At 41.7% G+C, this 14,806-nt stretch carries 20 protein-coding genes and 1 riboswitch; of the genes, 12 read left to right on the forward strand and 8 right to left on the reverse strand.

Features of this window, described 5'->3' with window-relative positions:
- Positions 1 to 77 precede the first annotated feature (77 nt).
- The gene (locus AE2B122_RS16455) at positions 78 to 686 is read right to left on the reverse strand and encodes a transglutaminase family protein (RefSeq protein WP_175074746.1); all 609 of its coding nucleotides are present in this window, start codon (positions 684 to 686) and stop codon (positions 78 to 80) included.
- 221 nt (positions 687 to 907) lie between these two features.
- A riboswitch (SAM riboswitch) is annotated at positions 908 to 1,012 on the forward strand.
- A gap of 80 nt (positions 1,013 to 1,092) precedes the next feature.
- Between AE2B122_RS16455 and AE2B122_RS16460 the strand changes: the two genes are divergently transcribed.
- The 3 genes from AE2B122_RS16460 (at position 1,093) to AE2B122_RS16470 (ending at position 4,487) form a co-directional block, all read left to right on the forward strand.
- Positions 1,093 to 2,058 (forward strand): hypothetical protein, encoded by a 966-nt coding sequence (locus AE2B122_RS16460; protein ID WP_175074747.1) that lies wholly within the window; start codon positions 1,093 to 1,095, stop codon positions 2,056 to 2,058.
- 147 nt (positions 2,059 to 2,205) lie between these two features.
- Positions 2,206 to 2,763, forward strand: coding sequence for a cysteine hydrolase family protein (locus AE2B122_RS16465; RefSeq protein WP_175074748.1), 558 nt, complete (start codon positions 2,206 to 2,208; stop codon positions 2,761 to 2,763).
- Between the two features lie 311 nt (positions 2,764 to 3,074).
- Positions 3,075 to 4,487, forward strand: a complete 1,413-nt coding sequence (locus AE2B122_RS16470) for an alanine/glycine:cation symporter family protein (RefSeq protein ID WP_175074826.1) — start codon at positions 3,075 to 3,077, stop codon at positions 4,485 to 4,487.
- Between the two features lie 230 nt (positions 4,488 to 4,717).
- On the opposite strand, the gene AE2B122_RS16475 is transcribed toward AE2B122_RS16470, so the two are convergent.
- From AE2B122_RS16475 to AE2B122_RS16485, 3 genes are read right to left on the reverse strand one after another with little or no spacing between them, the layout of a single operon-like run.
- Positions 4,718 to 5,134, reverse strand: a complete 417-nt coding sequence (locus AE2B122_RS16475; RefSeq protein ID WP_175074749.1) for a MerR family transcriptional regulator — start codon at positions 5,132 to 5,134, stop codon at positions 4,718 to 4,720.
- Between the two features lie 32 nt (positions 5,135 to 5,166).
- The gene (locus tag AE2B122_RS16480) at positions 5,167 to 5,562 is read right to left on the reverse strand and encodes a cupin domain-containing protein (protein WP_175074750.1); all 396 of its coding nucleotides are present in this window, start codon (positions 5,560 to 5,562) and stop codon (positions 5,167 to 5,169) included.
- 5 nt (positions 5,563 to 5,567) lie between these two features.
- Positions 5,568 to 5,903, reverse strand: coding sequence for a carboxymuconolactone decarboxylase family protein (locus AE2B122_RS16485; protein ID WP_095219025.1), 336 nt, complete (start codon positions 5,901 to 5,903; stop codon positions 5,568 to 5,570).
- Between the two features lie 316 nt (positions 5,904 to 6,219).
- Between AE2B122_RS16485 and AE2B122_RS16490 the strand changes: the two genes are divergently transcribed.
- Positions 6,220 to 6,735, forward strand: a complete 516-nt coding sequence (locus AE2B122_RS16490; protein WP_095219024.1) for a DoxX family protein — start codon at positions 6,220 to 6,222, stop codon at positions 6,733 to 6,735.
- A 131-nt stretch (positions 6,736 to 6,866) separates the two neighbouring features.
- The gene (locus tag AE2B122_RS16495; protein ID WP_095219023.1) at positions 6,867 to 7,154 is read left to right on the forward strand and encodes a hypothetical protein; all 288 of its coding nucleotides are present in this window, start codon (positions 6,867 to 6,869) and stop codon (positions 7,152 to 7,154) included.
- Between the two features lie 52 nt (positions 7,155 to 7,206).
- On the opposite strand, the gene AE2B122_RS16500 is transcribed toward AE2B122_RS16495, so the two are convergent.
- Positions 7,207 to 7,650: a VOC family protein gene (locus AE2B122_RS16500; protein WP_175074751.1), complete on the reverse strand. Its 444-nt coding sequence runs from the start codon at positions 7,648 to 7,650 to the stop codon at positions 7,207 to 7,209.
- An 84-nt stretch (positions 7,651 to 7,734) separates the two neighbouring features.
- Here AE2B122_RS16500 and AE2B122_RS16505 point away from each other — a divergent pair, with 84 nt between their 5' ends.
- Both AE2B122_RS16505 and AE2B122_RS16510 read left to right on the forward strand, forming a co-directional pair.
- Positions 7,735 to 8,676, forward strand: coding sequence for a YafY family protein (locus AE2B122_RS16505; RefSeq protein ID WP_175074752.1), 942 nt, complete (start codon positions 7,735 to 7,737; stop codon positions 8,674 to 8,676).
- Between the two features lie 249 nt (positions 8,677 to 8,925).
- Complete coding sequence (locus tag AE2B122_RS16510) at positions 8,926 to 9,582, forward strand: FusB/FusC family EF-G-binding protein (protein WP_175074753.1); 657 nt, start codon at positions 8,926 to 8,928, stop codon at positions 9,580 to 9,582.
- 20 nt (positions 9,583 to 9,602) lie between these two features.
- On the opposite strand, the gene AE2B122_RS16515 is transcribed toward AE2B122_RS16510, so the two are convergent.
- Positions 9,603 to 10,046, reverse strand: coding sequence for an Lrp/AsnC family transcriptional regulator (locus AE2B122_RS16515; RefSeq protein WP_175074754.1), 444 nt, complete (start codon positions 10,044 to 10,046; stop codon positions 9,603 to 9,605).
- Positions 10,047 to 10,168: 122 nt separating this feature from the next.
- Between AE2B122_RS16515 and AE2B122_RS16520 the strand changes: the two genes are divergently transcribed.
- From AE2B122_RS16520 to AE2B122_RS16530, 3 genes are all read left to right on the forward strand, one after another.
- Positions 10,169 to 10,585, forward strand: a complete 417-nt coding sequence (locus AE2B122_RS16520; RefSeq protein ID WP_175074755.1) for a carboxymuconolactone decarboxylase family protein — start codon at positions 10,169 to 10,171, stop codon at positions 10,583 to 10,585.
- A 108-nt stretch (positions 10,586 to 10,693) separates the two neighbouring features.
- Positions 10,694 to 11,002, forward strand: a complete 309-nt coding sequence (locus AE2B122_RS16525; protein ID WP_175074756.1) for a DUF2087 domain-containing protein — start codon at positions 10,694 to 10,696, stop codon at positions 11,000 to 11,002.
- Positions 11,003 to 11,070: 68 nt separating this feature from the next.
- Positions 11,071 to 11,580 carry a GNAT family N-acetyltransferase gene (locus AE2B122_RS16530; protein WP_175074757.1) on the forward strand — a complete coding sequence of 170 codons (510 nt, stop codon included), beginning with the start codon at positions 11,071 to 11,073 and terminating at the stop codon, positions 11,578 to 11,580.
- 86 nt (positions 11,581 to 11,666) lie between these two features.
- Here AE2B122_RS16530 and AE2B122_RS16535 read toward each other — a convergent pair whose 3' ends face one another.
- Both AE2B122_RS16535 and AE2B122_RS16540 read right to left on the reverse strand, forming a co-directional pair.
- Positions 11,667 to 11,873 (reverse strand): DUF4305 domain-containing protein, encoded by a 207-nt coding sequence (locus tag AE2B122_RS16535; protein WP_038558255.1) that lies wholly within the window; start codon positions 11,871 to 11,873, stop codon positions 11,667 to 11,669.
- A gap of 6 nt (positions 11,874 to 11,879) precedes the next feature.
- Positions 11,880 to 12,608 (reverse strand): CPBP family intramembrane glutamic endopeptidase, encoded by a 729-nt coding sequence (locus AE2B122_RS16540; protein WP_175074758.1) that lies wholly within the window; start codon positions 12,606 to 12,608, stop codon positions 11,880 to 11,882.
- Between the two features lie 267 nt (positions 12,609 to 12,875).
- Here AE2B122_RS16540 and groES point away from each other — a divergent pair, with 267 nt between their 5' ends.
- Positions 12,876 to 13,160 carry a co-chaperone GroES gene (gene groES, locus AE2B122_RS16545; protein WP_175074759.1) on the forward strand — a complete coding sequence of 95 codons (285 nt, stop codon included), beginning with the start codon at positions 12,876 to 12,878 and terminating at the stop codon, positions 13,158 to 13,160.
- A 52-nt stretch (positions 13,161 to 13,212) separates the two neighbouring features.
- Positions 13,213 to 14,806: chaperonin GroEL (gene groL, locus AE2B122_RS16550; protein WP_175074760.1), on the forward strand; the 1,594-nt coding region annotated here is incomplete at its 3' end.

Consider the following 14,806-nt stretch of genomic DNA (forward strand, 5'->3'; position numbering starts at 1 on the left):
AAAGGAATGGCGATAAACAATACAGCAATGGTACGTCTGGCTTCCCAACTCATCATACTCAGACCTTTCTATCTATTTTATATAAAATCAGGTAAATGCCTCTTATACATATCTAAAGCATTCTTGCTGCTTTCTAAAACCCGGATTGTCTTTACATTGGGTTTTGTGTAGATAATCGGATAATCTAACTCATCAAATTGTTCATTCATTCGAAATGCTAATTGCTCATCATGCAGAGAAAATTCTGATTGTATTCCGGGTTTATTTCCGCGTGCGTCAAGTCGTATCCACTTATTTAAGCTTTTAATATAAACCCCATTAAGAGCATGGATACAATAACCTTTGTCTGGTGTATCGAATAGGGTCAATCTTTGATAGCAAAAGCCTGTTGGAATATTTAATGACCTTAACATGGCTGCAAGCAAATTAGATTTTGCATAACAGATGCCTTCTTTGTATGTAAGTACTTCTGATGCCCTGCAAGTCACACGCTTGCTCTGAATATCCCATGAGTGCCCTATACTATCACGAACATAATGGAATACTACTCTAACTTTGTCTATTTCGGACATTCGAGATGAAATTAGCTCACTGATCTTGTCTCTGATCAGGGGATGTGAGAAATCAATTACATCTGATTCATCCAAATAGTCATTGTAAGATTGTGATTCTGGTATTAAATTCAAATATCTCCCTCCTGTAACTCATATGTATAAATATACCAGTAAAATCAATAGGAGGGTTCATGAATTTTAATTGTTCTAAGTCATTCTTATAAACATACATTAGTAGTTGTCTAAGCAATTTGCTCTTGTATGTCGATGTAACTTCTTATTCCTGAGTAACCCGATAAGTTATATTGACAATCTGATCTCTGTCTGATAAAATTTCTGAAAACTGTATATGTTTCTTATCTAGAGAGGTGGAGGGATATGGCCCTGTGAAACCTCAGCAGCAGGTCTGACAACAGATACTGTGCTAATTCCATCGGTTCATAGCCGGCAGATAAGATGAATAGAGGAAGCCTCTCGACGCATCTTGCACGAGAGGCTTTTGTATTTGTCCCGCTGCCTACAGAAAGGGGAAGGCAACATGTTTGAATTGATTCGAGAACTGTCCAAGTACAAAGGGTATAATCAGTCGTTTGTTTCACAGATCGTTGATAAGATTACACCGTTCGCGGATGAGATGCACTTTGACAGTCGGGGGAATCTTATTGTCCGTAAATATGGAGCAAAGTATTCGCCGAAAATCACCTTGCTGGCGGAGGTAAAGGAAGAGATTTATGTAGTGACGTCCATTACGGAATCAGGCGCGCTTGTAGCAGATGCGAATTATTTCTCGCTTACGTATGCTCAGGGGCAGACTGTTCAAGTGGAGGCAAAGAATGGATTAGTGCAGGGCGTGATTATGGCAGGTGAAGCAGAACAACATGCTGCTGTGATCGACATCGGTGCCAACTCGGAAAACGATGCGCGTGAGATGGGTGTGGAGCCTGGCAATCATGTGACGTTATTTGATGACTTCCTGTATCTTGGTGACGAAGTGAGTGGAAGAGTCGTCGGAAAAGGGTTGGATAACAAAGTGGCACCAGCAATTGCGATCAATCTTCTGCAGCAGTGGGATGCAACAGAAGGGGAAATCACCATTATTTTCTTTCCGTTTCATAATAAAAAGCAACTTACCTATCAGCTTGAAGGAGAAGCGGCCTTTTTTATCGGATCCGTCCCTCGTCAAAGAATTGCGCACAAAAGCCGAGGAGCCATCGAATTAGGAAGCGGAGTTGCGATCAAAGTGGCAGACAAAACAATTCCAATCAATCAGACATTGAAAAATCAGTTGGTCGATTTGGCCATTGCTCATGACATTCCATTTCAGTTGGAATTTCTATTTCGACATCGCTATAAAAAACTATCCACCAAGATTCCAGTGAGTGTCCTAAATATCCCGATCGAGCATCTTGACCAGACGACACAGGTCGTGTCAGTAAAGGACTTGGAGGACACGAATCAGCTAATACAGACTTATCTTTTACGAAGCAAGGAATTACAATTTTAGTTTGTGGTAAAAATCCCCATTACTGTTTAATTTCCAGTATACTGAAGCTAACAGTATAGAGGAGGCGGTTCAGTATGAAACAGACAAATGCAGCATACAAGTCGCAAAGCAGGAGTGCCATAGCAATCAGCTAAAGGGGAGCTTTTATTGAAGCAAGCACTATTGATTATTGATGCACAGCAAGCACTAATTGAGGGCGGAGCAGGAGAGAGACCTGTTTATCGCAAAGAGAACCTGATTGAACAAATTAACCTGGTCATCGGCAAGGCACAAACAGCAGACGCTGCTATTCTTTTCGTCCGTGATACAGATGTCGCGGAAGGACAAGGAACGGGATTCCAGATCCATCCAGGTATCCAAGTACCAAAAGAAGCACCTATCTTTAACAAGCAGGCTACAAATGCTTTCTATGGAACAGGTTTGCTTGAACATGTGAAAGAAGAGGGATTTACTCATCTTGTCATCATGGGCTGCGAGACCCAGCATTGTATTGACACGGCAGTTCGTACTGCCACCGTACAAGGCATGGATGTAACACTCGTAGCAGATGGTCATTCAACAGCTGGCTCTGATGTTCTGACAGCAGAGCAGATCATCCAGCATCACAATCAGATTCTGCACGGTCACTATAATGTGGATCATTTCTCAGTTGTGCGTCAGGCAGCAGAGGACCTGTTTAAAACGTCGCATGATACGTATCGCTAAGCTTATTGTTTAATGTTCGTAGACTTAAAAACCCTTCTGAATTTTATTTGGAAGGGTTTTTATATGTAGTTAATGCAAAACAGTTCCGTTAGATTTTTGTTAAATTAATTACGCTCCACTTTATTTGAATGATTTAATTATTTGAATTATGAAATTTATCCGTTACATTTCCTTACAAATCCAATGCATCCTCCACGCTATTTCGACATAATAAAAACATATTCCATCTTAAATACATCTTTTCAGGAGGTATTCTATTGGGCTTTGAAGCTTTATTAACGGAAATTAGCGGTTATTTGTGGAGTGTACCGATGTTGATTTTCATCGCTGTAGTTGCTGGTGTATATACAATTGCATCCGGGTTTCTGCAGGTAAGATATTTGAAGGACATGGTTGTGCACACGTTTACCGGGAAAAGTTCTGAATCAGGTGTTTCGCCCTTTCAATCTCTGGTTATTGCGCTCTCAGGCAGAGTCGGTACAGGGAATATAGCAGGTGTTGCGACTGCTATTGCAGCAGGAGGCCCTGGGGCTGTATTCTGGATGTGGTTCATTGCTTTCTTCGGATCTGCAGCGGCTTTTGCTGAATCGACACTTGCTCAGATTTATAAAAAGAAAGTGGATGGCGAGTATCGCGGCGGACCGGCTTATTATGCGGAGAAAGGGCTTGGATGGAAATGGTACGGTTATATTTTCGCTGTAGTTGCAGCTGTATCTACCTGTCTTTTAACTCCAGGTGTACAGGCAAATGCAATTGCTGACAGCATGAATAATGCATTCGGTATCGGGCCAGCGATCACTGGGATTGCTTTGGTTGTTATTACAGGATACGTCATCTTTGGCGGGGTTCGCAGAATAGCCTTCTTGGCTTCATATGTTGTTCCAATCATGGCATTATTTTATTTAATCGTAGCTGCTATTGTTATCTTCGCGAACATCGAACTGGTTCCAAGTACATTTGCGCTTATTTTCAGCAGTGCTTTCGGTGTTGACTCTGCGTTTGGCGGTATGATTGGTGCTGCCATAAGCTGGGGAGTAAAACGCGGCTTGTATTCCAATGAGGCAGGGCAGGGAACAGGAGCGCAGGCAGCGGCTGCTGCAGAAGTATCCCACCCGGTAAAGCAGGGCTTGGTTCAGTCCTTCTCAGTCTATATTGATACACTGCTTATTTGTACAGCAACTGCACTGATGATATTGATGACAGGCAATTATAGTGTAGCAGATCCGGATGGAGGCTATATTGTCGACTACACGGATGGCATGGAAGCAGGAGCAGGATATACGCAGGCAGCTGTGGATGGAGTGCTTGGAGGATTCGGATCGCCTTTTGTAGCTATTTCTCTGTTTTTCTTTGCCTTTACTACATTAGTTGCTTACTTCTATATTGCGGAAACAAATCTATTTTATATTGTCAGAGGAGCATCAAGGAAGATTTTCTCCAACATCCTAAAAGTGTTATTCCTTGCGGCGATATTCTTCGGCACTGTACGCTCAGCAACCTTTACTTGGACACTAGCGGATATAGGACTTGGATTAATGGTTTGGGTAAACTTAATAGCTGTCATCCTGCTGTATAAACCGACCATGGCAGCACTCAAAGATTATCAGCTGCAAAAGAAACAGGGACTTGATCCAGTGTTCCGACCTTCACAGGTCAATATTAAAAATGCTGATTATTGGATAGAACGTGAACAGGAAGATGAAAAGCGAAAAAAGACAATGTAACAGTAGGAGGCAGTGGAAGAGGACGTTGCCCGGTTAGTTTCTGGAATATGCCGAGCATGAAAGTGAAAGAGTGGAGAGAATCAACTTCTCTCCACTCTTTTATAATTGTTGGCTTGTAAGAAAGACTATCTCATTTAAAGCGAAATAAGCTGCTCAGCATTTGCAAAGGTATCATTAAATTGTTCTATCCCAGGGCGGATAACCAATCCTACACATAATACTAGAACAAGCTATTCATTTTTTGTATTTTTACCTTCAACAAACCGTTGATATAAATCCTTTTCGGCATTACCGTCTATATATTGTCTGTACATGTCTATCTTCTTGTTCATAAGCTCCAGATTGTGCTGGTACTCTGCAATTTTAGCTTCTACATTATCTTTATGATGAACTAGAATCGCGACTAATTCCTCATAATTTTCACTTTCTGATTCTCGAAGGACTTTATACTTTTTTAAGTCCTCCAGTGACATTCCGGTCCCTTTCATATGAACGATGAAATCCGCCCATAACCGATCATCTTCGGAGTAGACACGAATATTGCTGTCATTCCGTTTTGGAACAAGCAAGCCTTCTTTCTCATAAAAACGCAGCGTATGCTCGCTTAACTTGGTGAGTTTCGCCAATTCCCCTATACGATAAGCCATCAGATATTCTCCTTGTTTGCCGTTTGATGCACTTACAGCTTGCTATACCACTCATCTTCAACAGGCTCCAGCCACTCTGTCTGACCTGGTGAAATAGCTAAGTGAACAAACCAGCTATCCTTCGTCGCACCATGCCAATGCTTCACGTTTGCCGGTATGTTTACCACATCACCTTTTTTAAGCAGCTGTGCAGCTTTGCCTTCTTCTTGGTACCAGCCTTCTCCACCTGTAACGAGCAGGATTTGACCGATATTGTGTGCGTGCCAATTATTACGCGCTCCTGGTGCGAAGGTGACATTACCGATTGGTGCATCAATTGGGGTTTTATCCATATATATCATGTTCAAATATGCATCGCCAATGAAGTTAGTTTCAACTTTATCTCCTAATTCGAAAATAGTACTGTTGCTTAGGTTTTCTTTAGTCATTATGTTTATCCTTCTTTCTGTTCTTCATCAAAAATTTTTTTAGCAATGTTAAATGCGGACCAAGCTTTCGGCCAACCGGCATAAAAGGCAAGGTGGGTAATAACTTCAGAAATTTCATCTTTTGTTAAGCCATTCGCTTTTGCTTTCTGGAGATGAGGAGTAAGCTGTTCCATATTCCCGCCCGCAAGCAGGGCAGAAACAGTAATCAAACTGCGATCACGCGGTGATAATTCCTGTTCCCTCGACCAGACCTCTCCAAAAAGAACGTCATCATTCAGCTCTGCGAATTTCGGAGCGAACTCTCCTAATAAATCCCGTCCTGCCGTCTGTTTTTCTGCCATTTCCATTTCTCCTCTCGGTAATTTTTTATTGTTTCTTTCTTTAAGCTACACCTTTGAGTCAACTCTAAGTCAAGGTATGTCTTTTGAAAAAAGATGCAGAAGCCATCGGATGAAAGAAACTATTTGAAACAGCATTACGCCCATGTTCACAAAACTGTAAAAGGAATATTGCAAATTTGTGAAAACGTTCACAAATTTGAGCGCAATATGATTTTTTCGCTTATACTACAAGTGTAGAAGGAACAGCGCTAATCCATCTCAATCTATTATGTGAAATGTTTAACAAACTATTTTCATGAATGGAGTGTAGAAGAAAATGATCATACAGTGGATTCGAAACAGTAAAGCAGCAGCGGGACTTTGGGCAGTTATCCGAATTTATCTTGGCTATAGCTGGTTAACAGGCGGAATTGGCAAACTAACAGGCGGTGGTTTTGATGCAAGTGGCTTCCTGCAAGGCGCAGTCGCACAAGCTGGCGGAGATCATCCAGCGGTGCAAGGCTGGTGGGCTGTCTTCCTGGAACAGGTCGCATTGCCGAACGCGGGATTGTTCAGCTTCCTCGTTATGTGGGGAGAGATACTTGTCGGAATCGCACTTATTCTCGGAGTCTTTACTAACTTCGCTGCTCTTATGGGAATAACAATGAACTTCGCCTTTCTGTTCAGCGGCACCGTCAGCACTAATGCACAAATGGTCTTGCTGACTGTCTTCATACTAGTTGCAGGAGCTAATGCCGGACGATATGGGTTGGATCGCTGGGTAATGCCATATCTCAGAAATCACTATCCCAAACATACAACTAAAACACCAACGAAGCCGATTGCTTCTTAAATAATTATGAAACCTACCGTGCATCAGCGGTAGGTTTTCTGGTTTTTTCAAATGTAAAATGAAACCCATTTTTTTGTTAGTACAGATAATATCACTTACAATTTCAAAAATGAATAGAAAGGATTGAAAACATGATTATACTTTTGGATGTATTCAGCATTCTGATGCTGTCTTCCATTTCGGGCTCTTTTTCGGAGGATGATACGCAGCATAATATCGAGCAATTAAGAAAAACAGATTGGTTCCAGAAGTATTTGAATCAACAGCCGTATCGGGATCTGCTCATCTTTGATAAAGATGTACGAAAAGTTATTGGACGACTGAATAATAAGAAGCTGGCGAAGAATCCGCAAAGAAAAGCTTATCAGCATATTGTCACAAAAGTATTGCAGCGAAAGATCATTGTTTCAGCAAAGTAATTAGTGGAGAAAAGGAACCGAGCATTAATGCTGGTTCCTTTTCTTTCGTTAACTATCTTAACCTTGGATCATACATCAACTGTAGATCAACCCCAAAGGGATCTCGAACAACAGCATACGCCTTACTGAACATATTTGCCGATAGTGGGCGAATAACTTTTACGCGGGTATCGCTCGTTACGTTTTGATAGAAATGGTTTATCTCTGTTAAGTCTGCACTTTGGATACAAAGAGAGAAGTTATTGCCTGTTTGATATTTCTCGCCAGGCTTCATTATTTCTTCTGCGATCATTAGTTTCGTTTTGCCGATTGACAGCACAGAGTGTGAGATATGATCCTTGTTTTCTTCTGTAAGCTCCATGGATGGATCACGCTTTACCATGTCTGCATAGGTCACAAGTAAAAGCTCCTTTGCCTGCAAATTATGCTTGTAGAATTCGATCGCTTCCTTCGCTTTTCCATTCATGGATAAAAAAACTGCAATCTCCAATGTCATGTAAAAGACCTCCTTTTCCTGTTAACAGTTTTAGCTTACAGTAAAAAGGTATCAATTCATGACACCTATTAAGGAGCTTTTATCATGCGCAAATCAGAAAGGCTGCAGGATATGCTGCAATACATAAATGAAAAAAAGCAATTCAACTTAAAGGACCTGATGGAAAAGTATAGTACATCCAGAAGCACGGCCATTCGGGATGTCCAGGCACTTGAAATGCTTGGAATGCCGATCTATGCGGAACACGGCAGAAACGGGAAGTATGTTGTCTTAGATAATCGCATCCTTTCCCCGATCACTTTTACCGCAGATGAACTGTACGCCATTTACTTTGCGATGCTGACACTGACTGGCTACAAGGAAACACCCTTTGAACATGAAATTAACAGCTTAGAAGAAACCTTTCAAAGTGTTTTACCAAGCGGTATCAAAGATAGAATTAAAAAGATGAAGGATTCGGTAAGGCTGGATACACCGAGTCATCAAAACGAGACACCTTATCTTAAGGAAATCCTGAAAGGAATCATGGAGGAGAAAGTTTATAGCATTTCCTATCGGAAAGAAGAAAGCCGAAATATGACAGTTCAGTTTGTTACGCTGCAGGCGAAATTCGGACAGTGGTATGCGAAGGTCTACAATACGAACTCAAATCGTATTCAAACGATTCGCTGCGACAAGATAATGCAAATGAAAGAGTCAGAAGAGAAACAGCCTTTGGAATTACAGTATCTGTTTTCACTTTTGAAGACGTATCATCATCAGCCAGGGGCGACTATGTTCACCGTAGAAGTTACAGAACGCGGAAAGGACCTTTATGACAAAGAAAGTTATCCGTCCATGAAGCTAGAGCAGACAGATGATACTTATAGGATATCCGGCTATTACAATAGGAATGAAGAAGCGTTCATTGCTAACTATTTTATGCGATTTGGTAAGTCTATTATTTCTATCCAACCTTCTGAACTCCGAGTTGCAATCCGAAATAAGCTACAGTCGCTTATGATCCACATGGACAACATAAACTAGCAATCGACTGCTTTATTCCTTTTCATGTTGCAACAATACCCTCATTTGTATATTCTGGAAGTGGAGGTGATACCTGATGGCAACTGAGAGGAATGCTCATGCGTCAGAATTTGTAACAGCTCATGCAAAGCCTATGATGAAAGGCGATACTTTGTGTGAGAGGTCTGTTTACTAATCGCCAATGTATCCTTTTCTGTCTGGGCTTTGCACTTATCTAAGCACTCAAAAAGATAAGGGAGCGAACAGAAAATGGATAAAAGGAAAATTACGGAACAAGCTTTTATTCGGAATGACCAATATAACTTCATCGCACGGCAGGTGTCTCATATTATCAATGCGCATGCGTCGGTAAATCATAAGGATACACTGGACGGTGTGAAGCTCCATGCTTTTTCAAAAGTAGAGGAGATACTGCCAGAAATGAATGAGGTACAAGAAACACTTCTTAATCGCCTGCTCGAAATAGAAGAGGAAATAGAAGCTGAGGCATTTTTATCAGAGCTGAGGCAGTATGTCATCCCATTTCGACGGGTCTCGAAGAAAACTGTTGAGAAGCTATTTCCGAAGGCGAAAAAGCTGCAGGTGCCAGACATTGATGGTATGGATTTTAAGAGATTGTCGTATATCGGATGGTTCGACACGCGGGCGCATAAGCAGCACTTGATTGTAGAATATCAAGGCAAGCTGAAAGGTATCTCCGGTGTCTTTGATAACAGCAGTACCCAAGGAATCTGTACATTATGTAACAGTCTGGATGAAGTGGGTTTGTTCGTTACAAGGGTCAAGAGCGGGAAAGAGACCTATGTAAATAGAGGAAACTATATATGCAAGGACAGTCAGGCATGTAATGAAAAGCTGACGGATAGAAGGAAGATAGAGACTTTCCTGGATTATCTGTTTCAGTAATGGGAAAAGAGCAGACTCAATCAGTCTGCTCTTTTTATGTTTTCATTAATTTCCACCTGTGAAAAGATGAAGTGTGTCACAGTCACAGCATAGGAAGCGATTGAATCAATGAATTCCTCCACCTGCGCAAAGTTTTCAAAACGCATTTTCAGCATAAAGCAGGCATTGCCGGCAATTCGATAACAGAAATCCACATTATCCAGTGTCGCGATATGTGCTTTAAATCCACTATAATTTCCATTCTTCATCGTCGCTTCCATGATGCATTGGACCGGCTGACCCAGCTTTTCATAAGCAATCTCCAGTGTATATCTCTTAATCACCCCGAAGGATTCCATCTGTTGCACACGCTCCTTTACAGAAGGAGATGATAAATTAACCCGCCGTCCGAGTTCGCTCATGGACAGGCGGCTATTTGCCGTTAATTCTGCTAGAATCCTTCTATCTGTATCATCTATTTTCATTTTTTAAACATCCTCACTAAATTCGTTAATAAGAATAAGTTACAGTCACATAACGCCTTAAAATCTGTATGTAAATAGGATCAACGAATGCTTATATTAAATATAGCGAAGGAGGAGAAGTCATGGCAAGAATTACAAAGTCGAAATTCGGTAGAACGAGCTTCACAAAATTATTAGGACATAACCTAGAAATCATGACCGCCTGGTCGGAGCTAGCCGATATTTTAGAGAATGATAGTAAGCTATCCAAAAATTTGAAAGAACAAGTAAGGCGTACATTAGCTCAAAACAACGGATGTACTTATTGCAAAGCAAAAGGAAAACCAGATACGATCTTGCAGGACGAGAAAACGTCTGTGGCCGTAGGATTTGCGATAGTCTTTCAAAACCATCATAAAGGTGATGTTCCAGATTCATCGTTTGCAATATTGAAGGAATATTTCACAGAAGCTGAGATCAGTGAACTTTGTGCTTTTATCTGCTTTACCACTGCACAGCAATATTTTGGGGCGATGATGAAGCTCGAAGCGGAGGAGTAAAACGCAGTCTATAACGAAGCTCTATCATATCCTTTTATTGCCAATCAGTTCCTTTTTGTATATTCTGGAAGTAGCAGGTGTAGCAGTAAGAAAGAGGAGTTGAGCATCTTGAAATACAGCTTTACTGAAATAGAAAGAACTCAAGTAATCTCTAATTTTATGAAAGACGGAAAAGTGATTAGTGTTCCTGCAAAAGAGAAAAAGAAGTATATCTTATCATCGGAATTCACAAAGAGATTTGACGCCGGAAAAATGTATTCCGAACAGGAAATTAATGATGAACTTCTAACTATGTTTTCAAAAGACGATTATGTCGAACAAAGAAGATATCTAATAACTTTTGAATTATTTAAAAGAACATCGGATGGAACACAATATTGGTTAAATAGCGATGATAATAAAGAAATTATGATATAAATCTCAAGGAACTTACATAACAACATGTCAGTCATCAATTGCTTATCATCTTTTACAAGGAGGCAATTATGATAAAAGTAACACTTGCAAATTCAGACCATGTAGCAGGTATATCCAAAGTATGCAGCGATGGCTATTGGGCCACATACAGGGAAACACACTCGGAGCAATACATTCAAGGCATTATCGAAGAGTTTTATAATCATGACAGAATTCTAAAAGAAGTATCTGAGACGAGCAGAGATTGGGGCGGATACATCGTTGCACTCGAAGATGGGGAAGTGCTGGGAGCTATCGGCGGCGGAATGATCGGTGAAGGTATTGGAGAGGTGTTCGTGCTGTATCTTGATCCTGAACGACGCAATGAGGGAATAGGAACGAAATTGTTAAATGCCCTCACCAAACAGCAAAAGGATCAGTTTAACGCCACGGAACAGTGGGTATCTGTAGCAAAGGGAAATCAGAAGGGTATACCTTTTTATGAAGCGAGAGGATTCGTCGTCCAGCACGAGCGGCCTGGCTACCATGATATAGAGGGAGAAAGTTATCCTGCCTTGAGATATTATCGAAAGATATAGCATATCCTGAATCTGTAGAGTGGCAAGCTTACATAAGAAACAGGAATGAGGGAACGAAAAAACCAGCCTCAATCGGCTGGTTTTCCTTATTTCTTGTTATTCATTTTCTTGATTTTGAAATACAGGCTGAAATAGCGGAACGATGTGTAAAAATCAAATGCAGCGAACACTGCAAGTAAGATGCTGAAAATCGTCCAGTCTTTTGCTGCCTGTACGTCATGTATGGCCCAATAGACGAAGAAGACACCTATTACAAGGTAGAGTATCGCGGCGGGCAATGGCGATCGTATCATAATTTCTTATCCTCCAAAGATGATCATTTGCATATTTTCTAGTTGTTTCTGCATTCTTTCTATTTCTTCCATTCTTTCCGGGGTGAGATAGAGCTGAATGATGACGACCATCAGATTCATCAAGCCGTGTGTGATGATAGGTACGATGATTCGCTTTGTCTGTACATATAAAGCTGCAAAAACGACACCCATAACGAAGTATTGCAATAGGTGTAAGAAGTCTCCGTGTACGGCACCGAATACGAGTGCGGAGATAAGTACTGCTACGAAGAAGTTTGTTCGCTTGTAGATTTCGCCGAATAGTATTTTTCGGAAAATGATTTCTTCCAATATTGGTGCGAATACGACGACAATTAGTACGAACGCTGGAACTTCCCGAACCGCGTCCAGGATGCTAGACGTATTTTCTGAGCCTTGTGTAATTCCAAAAGCATACGTCTCGATCAAGCCTGCAATTATCTGCCCGGCATAAGCGCCAAAGAAACCGATAATGATCCAGACAATCGTCATTCCGGGACCAGTAGCGTTTCGCACAGCTGGTGTCCGCATGTCCTTGCGTAGCATAAAGCAGACGATAATGACAGCGAGCAGGAAGGTGATCAGACTCCACCAATACGAGACGGTTGCTAAATCCAGCCCTCGATCATCCATCCAAGGAACGAAAGGAACAAGCAGGAATGCGGAAAGCTGCATCACAATATATGTCAATATGACGAACCAATAACGTGCTGGCAATATAACGACTCCTTCCGCCTTACTTATGTAGTTGGCATCTTACGTATTTTAACATAAGAAGCAAGGAAGTATGTAGCGGTGCGCATTGTAATTAGCCTGTTAATTCGTCCAAGGCTTGGCAGGAGAAACAAGGAATTCGTCGAACAACTATCAGAGTGTCATGCTTGCATTCCGTTTTCGTTTTGATTATTATAATAACTGTATTAGCACTCAACTAACTCGAGTGCTAAAAATCAAATTATCGATTATATAAGGAGGGTTTCTCACATGTTGAAGCCACTAGGCGATCGTGTTGTAATTGAACTTGTAGAGCAGGAGGAAAAAACAGCATTTGGTATCGTGCTTCCTGAATCTGCAAAGGAAAAACCGCAAGAAGGTAAAGTTGTTGCCGTCGGTAGCGGTCGTGTAACCGATAATGGAGAAAGAGTTGCACTGGAAGTTGCAGAAGGCAATTTGATCATCTTCTCTAAATACTCTGGTACAGAATTGAAATTCGAAGGAAAAGATTACTTAATTCTTCGCGAAAGCGACATCCTTGCAGTAGTAGGATAATCCGAAGAACAGATTTATATAACATAGAAGATATTATAGGAGGTTTTTATTCATGGCTAAAGACATTAAGTTCTCTGAAGACGCTCGTCGTTCCATGCTTCGCGGTGTGGATACACTTGCAGATGCAGTTAAAGTAACACTCGGACCAAAAGGCCGTAACGTTGTATTGGATAAGAAATTCGGTTCTCCACTAATCACAAATGATGGTGTAACAATCGCGAAAGAAATCGAACTAGAAGATGCATTCGAAAACATGGGTGCGCAGCTTGTATCCGAAGTTGCTTCTAAAACAAACGAAATCGCTGGTGACGGTACAACTACAGCGACTGTCCTTGCGCAAGCAATGATCCGCGAAGGTCTTAAAAACGTCGCTTCTGGTGCGAACCCAGTAGGCGTGCGCCGCGGTATCGAAAAAGCGGTTGACGTAGCTGTTAAACAGCTTAAAGAAATCTCTAAACCAATCGAAGGCAAAGAGTCTATCGCACAAGTAGCGGCAATCTCTGCAGCTGACGAAGAAGTTGGTAAACTAATCGCAGAAGCAATGGAGCGCGTTGGTAACGACGGCGTTATCACTATCGAAGAATCCCGCGGCTTCAACACAGAGCTTGAAGTTGTAGAAGGTATGCAATTCGATCGTGGCTATGCTTCTCCGTACATGGTTTCTGACCAAGATAAAATGGAAGCAGTTCTTGAAGATCCATACATCTTGATCACAGATAAAAAAATCTCCAGCATCCAGGAAGTACTTCCTGTGCTTGAGCAAGTTGTACAGCAAGGTAAGCCTCTATTGATGATTGCTGAAGACGTAGAAGGCGAAGCACTTGCAACACTTGTTGTGAACAAACTACGCGGTACATTCAACGCTGTTGCTGTTAAAGCTCCTGGCTTCGGTGACCGTCGTAAAGCAATGCTAGAAGATATCGCGACACTAACTGGTGGTGAAGTGATCACAGAAGACCTAGGTCTTGATCTGAAGAACACGCAAATCACTCAGCTTGGCCGCGCTTCTAAAGTTGTTGTTACAAAAGAAAACACAACTGTCGTTGAAGGTAATGGTAACCCAGAAAACATTTCTTCCCGCGTAGCACAAATCCGTGCACAAGTAGAAGAAACTACTTCTGAATTCGACAAAGAAAAACTACAAGAGCGCCTAGCGAAACTTTCTGGCGGAGTTGCAGTAATCAAAGTCGGTGCTGCTACTGAAACAGAATTGAAAGAACGCAAACTACGCATCGAAGACGCCCTTAACTCTACTCGCGCAGCAGTAGAAGAAGGTATCGTAGCTGGTGGTGGTACAGCTCTAGTTAACATCTACAACCACGTTGCAGGTCTTGAACTAACTGGCGACGAAGAAACTGGTGCGAAAATCGTCCTTCGTGCAATCGAAGAACCAGTTCGCCAAATCGCACACAATGCAGGCCTTGAAGGTTCCGTTATCATCGAACGTCTTAAAAAAGAAGACGTCGGCATCGGCTTCAACGCAGCAACAGGCGAATGGGTAAACATGCTTGAAACAGGTATCGTTGACCCAACTAAAGTAACTCGCTCCGCACTTCAAAACGCAGCATCCGTAGCAGCTATGTTCCTAACTACTGAAGCAGTAGTAGCTGACAAGCCAGAAGAAAACGCTGGCGGCGGCATGCCTG

The sequence above is a fragment of the Terribacillus sp. AE2B 122 genome, from assembly GCF_902497585.1.
In the GTDB taxonomy this organism is placed as follows: domain Bacteria; phylum Bacillota; class Bacilli; order Bacillales; family Amphibacillaceae; genus Terribacillus; species Terribacillus saccharophilus_A.

What these genes read in the sequence shown, in the direction of transcription:
- AE2B122_RS16460 (WP_175074747.1), top strand. Translation starts at nt 1,093, where the DNA reads ATGTTTGAATTGATTCGAGAACTGTCCAAGTACAAAGGGTATAATCAG.
- AE2B122_RS16470 (WP_175074826.1), top strand. Translation starts at nt 3,075, where the DNA reads ATGTTGATTTTCATCGCTGTAGTTGCTGGTGTATATACAATTGCATCC.
- AE2B122_RS16475 (WP_175074749.1), bottom strand. Translation starts at nt 5,134, where the DNA reads ATGGCTTATCGTATAGGGGAATTGGCGAAACTCACCAAGTTAAGCGAG.
- AE2B122_RS16480 (WP_175074750.1), bottom strand. Translation starts at nt 5,562, where the DNA reads ATGACTAAAGAAAACCTAAGCAACAGTACTATTTTCGAATTAGGAGAT.
- AE2B122_RS16485 (WP_095219025.1), bottom strand. Translation starts at nt 5,903, where the DNA reads ATGGCAGAAAAACAGACGGCAGGACGGGATTTATTAGGAGAGTTCGCT.
- AE2B122_RS16490 (WP_095219024.1), top strand. Translation starts at nt 6,220, where the DNA reads ATGATCATACAGTGGATTCGAAACAGTAAAGCAGCAGCGGGACTTTGG.
- AE2B122_RS16495 (WP_095219023.1), top strand. Translation starts at nt 6,867, where the DNA reads ATGATTATACTTTTGGATGTATTCAGCATTCTGATGCTGTCTTCCATT.
- AE2B122_RS16500 (WP_175074751.1), bottom strand. Translation starts at nt 7,650, where the DNA reads ATGACATTGGAGATTGCAGTTTTTTTATCCATGAATGGAAAAGCGAAG.
- AE2B122_RS16505 (WP_175074752.1), top strand. Translation starts at nt 7,735, where the DNA reads ATGCGCAAATCAGAAAGGCTGCAGGATATGCTGCAATACATAAATGAA.
- AE2B122_RS16510 (WP_175074753.1), top strand. Translation starts at nt 8,926, where the DNA reads ATGGATAAAAGGAAAATTACGGAACAAGCTTTTATTCGGAATGACCAA.
- AE2B122_RS16515 (WP_175074754.1), bottom strand. Translation starts at nt 10,046, where the DNA reads ATGAAAATAGATGATACAGATAGAAGGATTCTAGCAGAATTAACGGCA.
- AE2B122_RS16520 (WP_175074755.1), top strand. Translation starts at nt 10,169, where the DNA reads ATGGCAAGAATTACAAAGTCGAAATTCGGTAGAACGAGCTTCACAAAA.
- AE2B122_RS16530 (WP_175074757.1), top strand. Translation starts at nt 11,071, where the DNA reads ATGATAAAAGTAACACTTGCAAATTCAGACCATGTAGCAGGTATATCC.
- AE2B122_RS16535 (WP_038558255.1), bottom strand. Translation starts at nt 11,873, where the DNA reads ATGATACGATCGCCATTGCCCGCCGCGATACTCTACCTTGTAATAGGT.
- groES (WP_175074759.1), top strand. Translation starts at nt 12,876, where the DNA reads ATGTTGAAGCCACTAGGCGATCGTGTTGTAATTGAACTTGTAGAGCAG.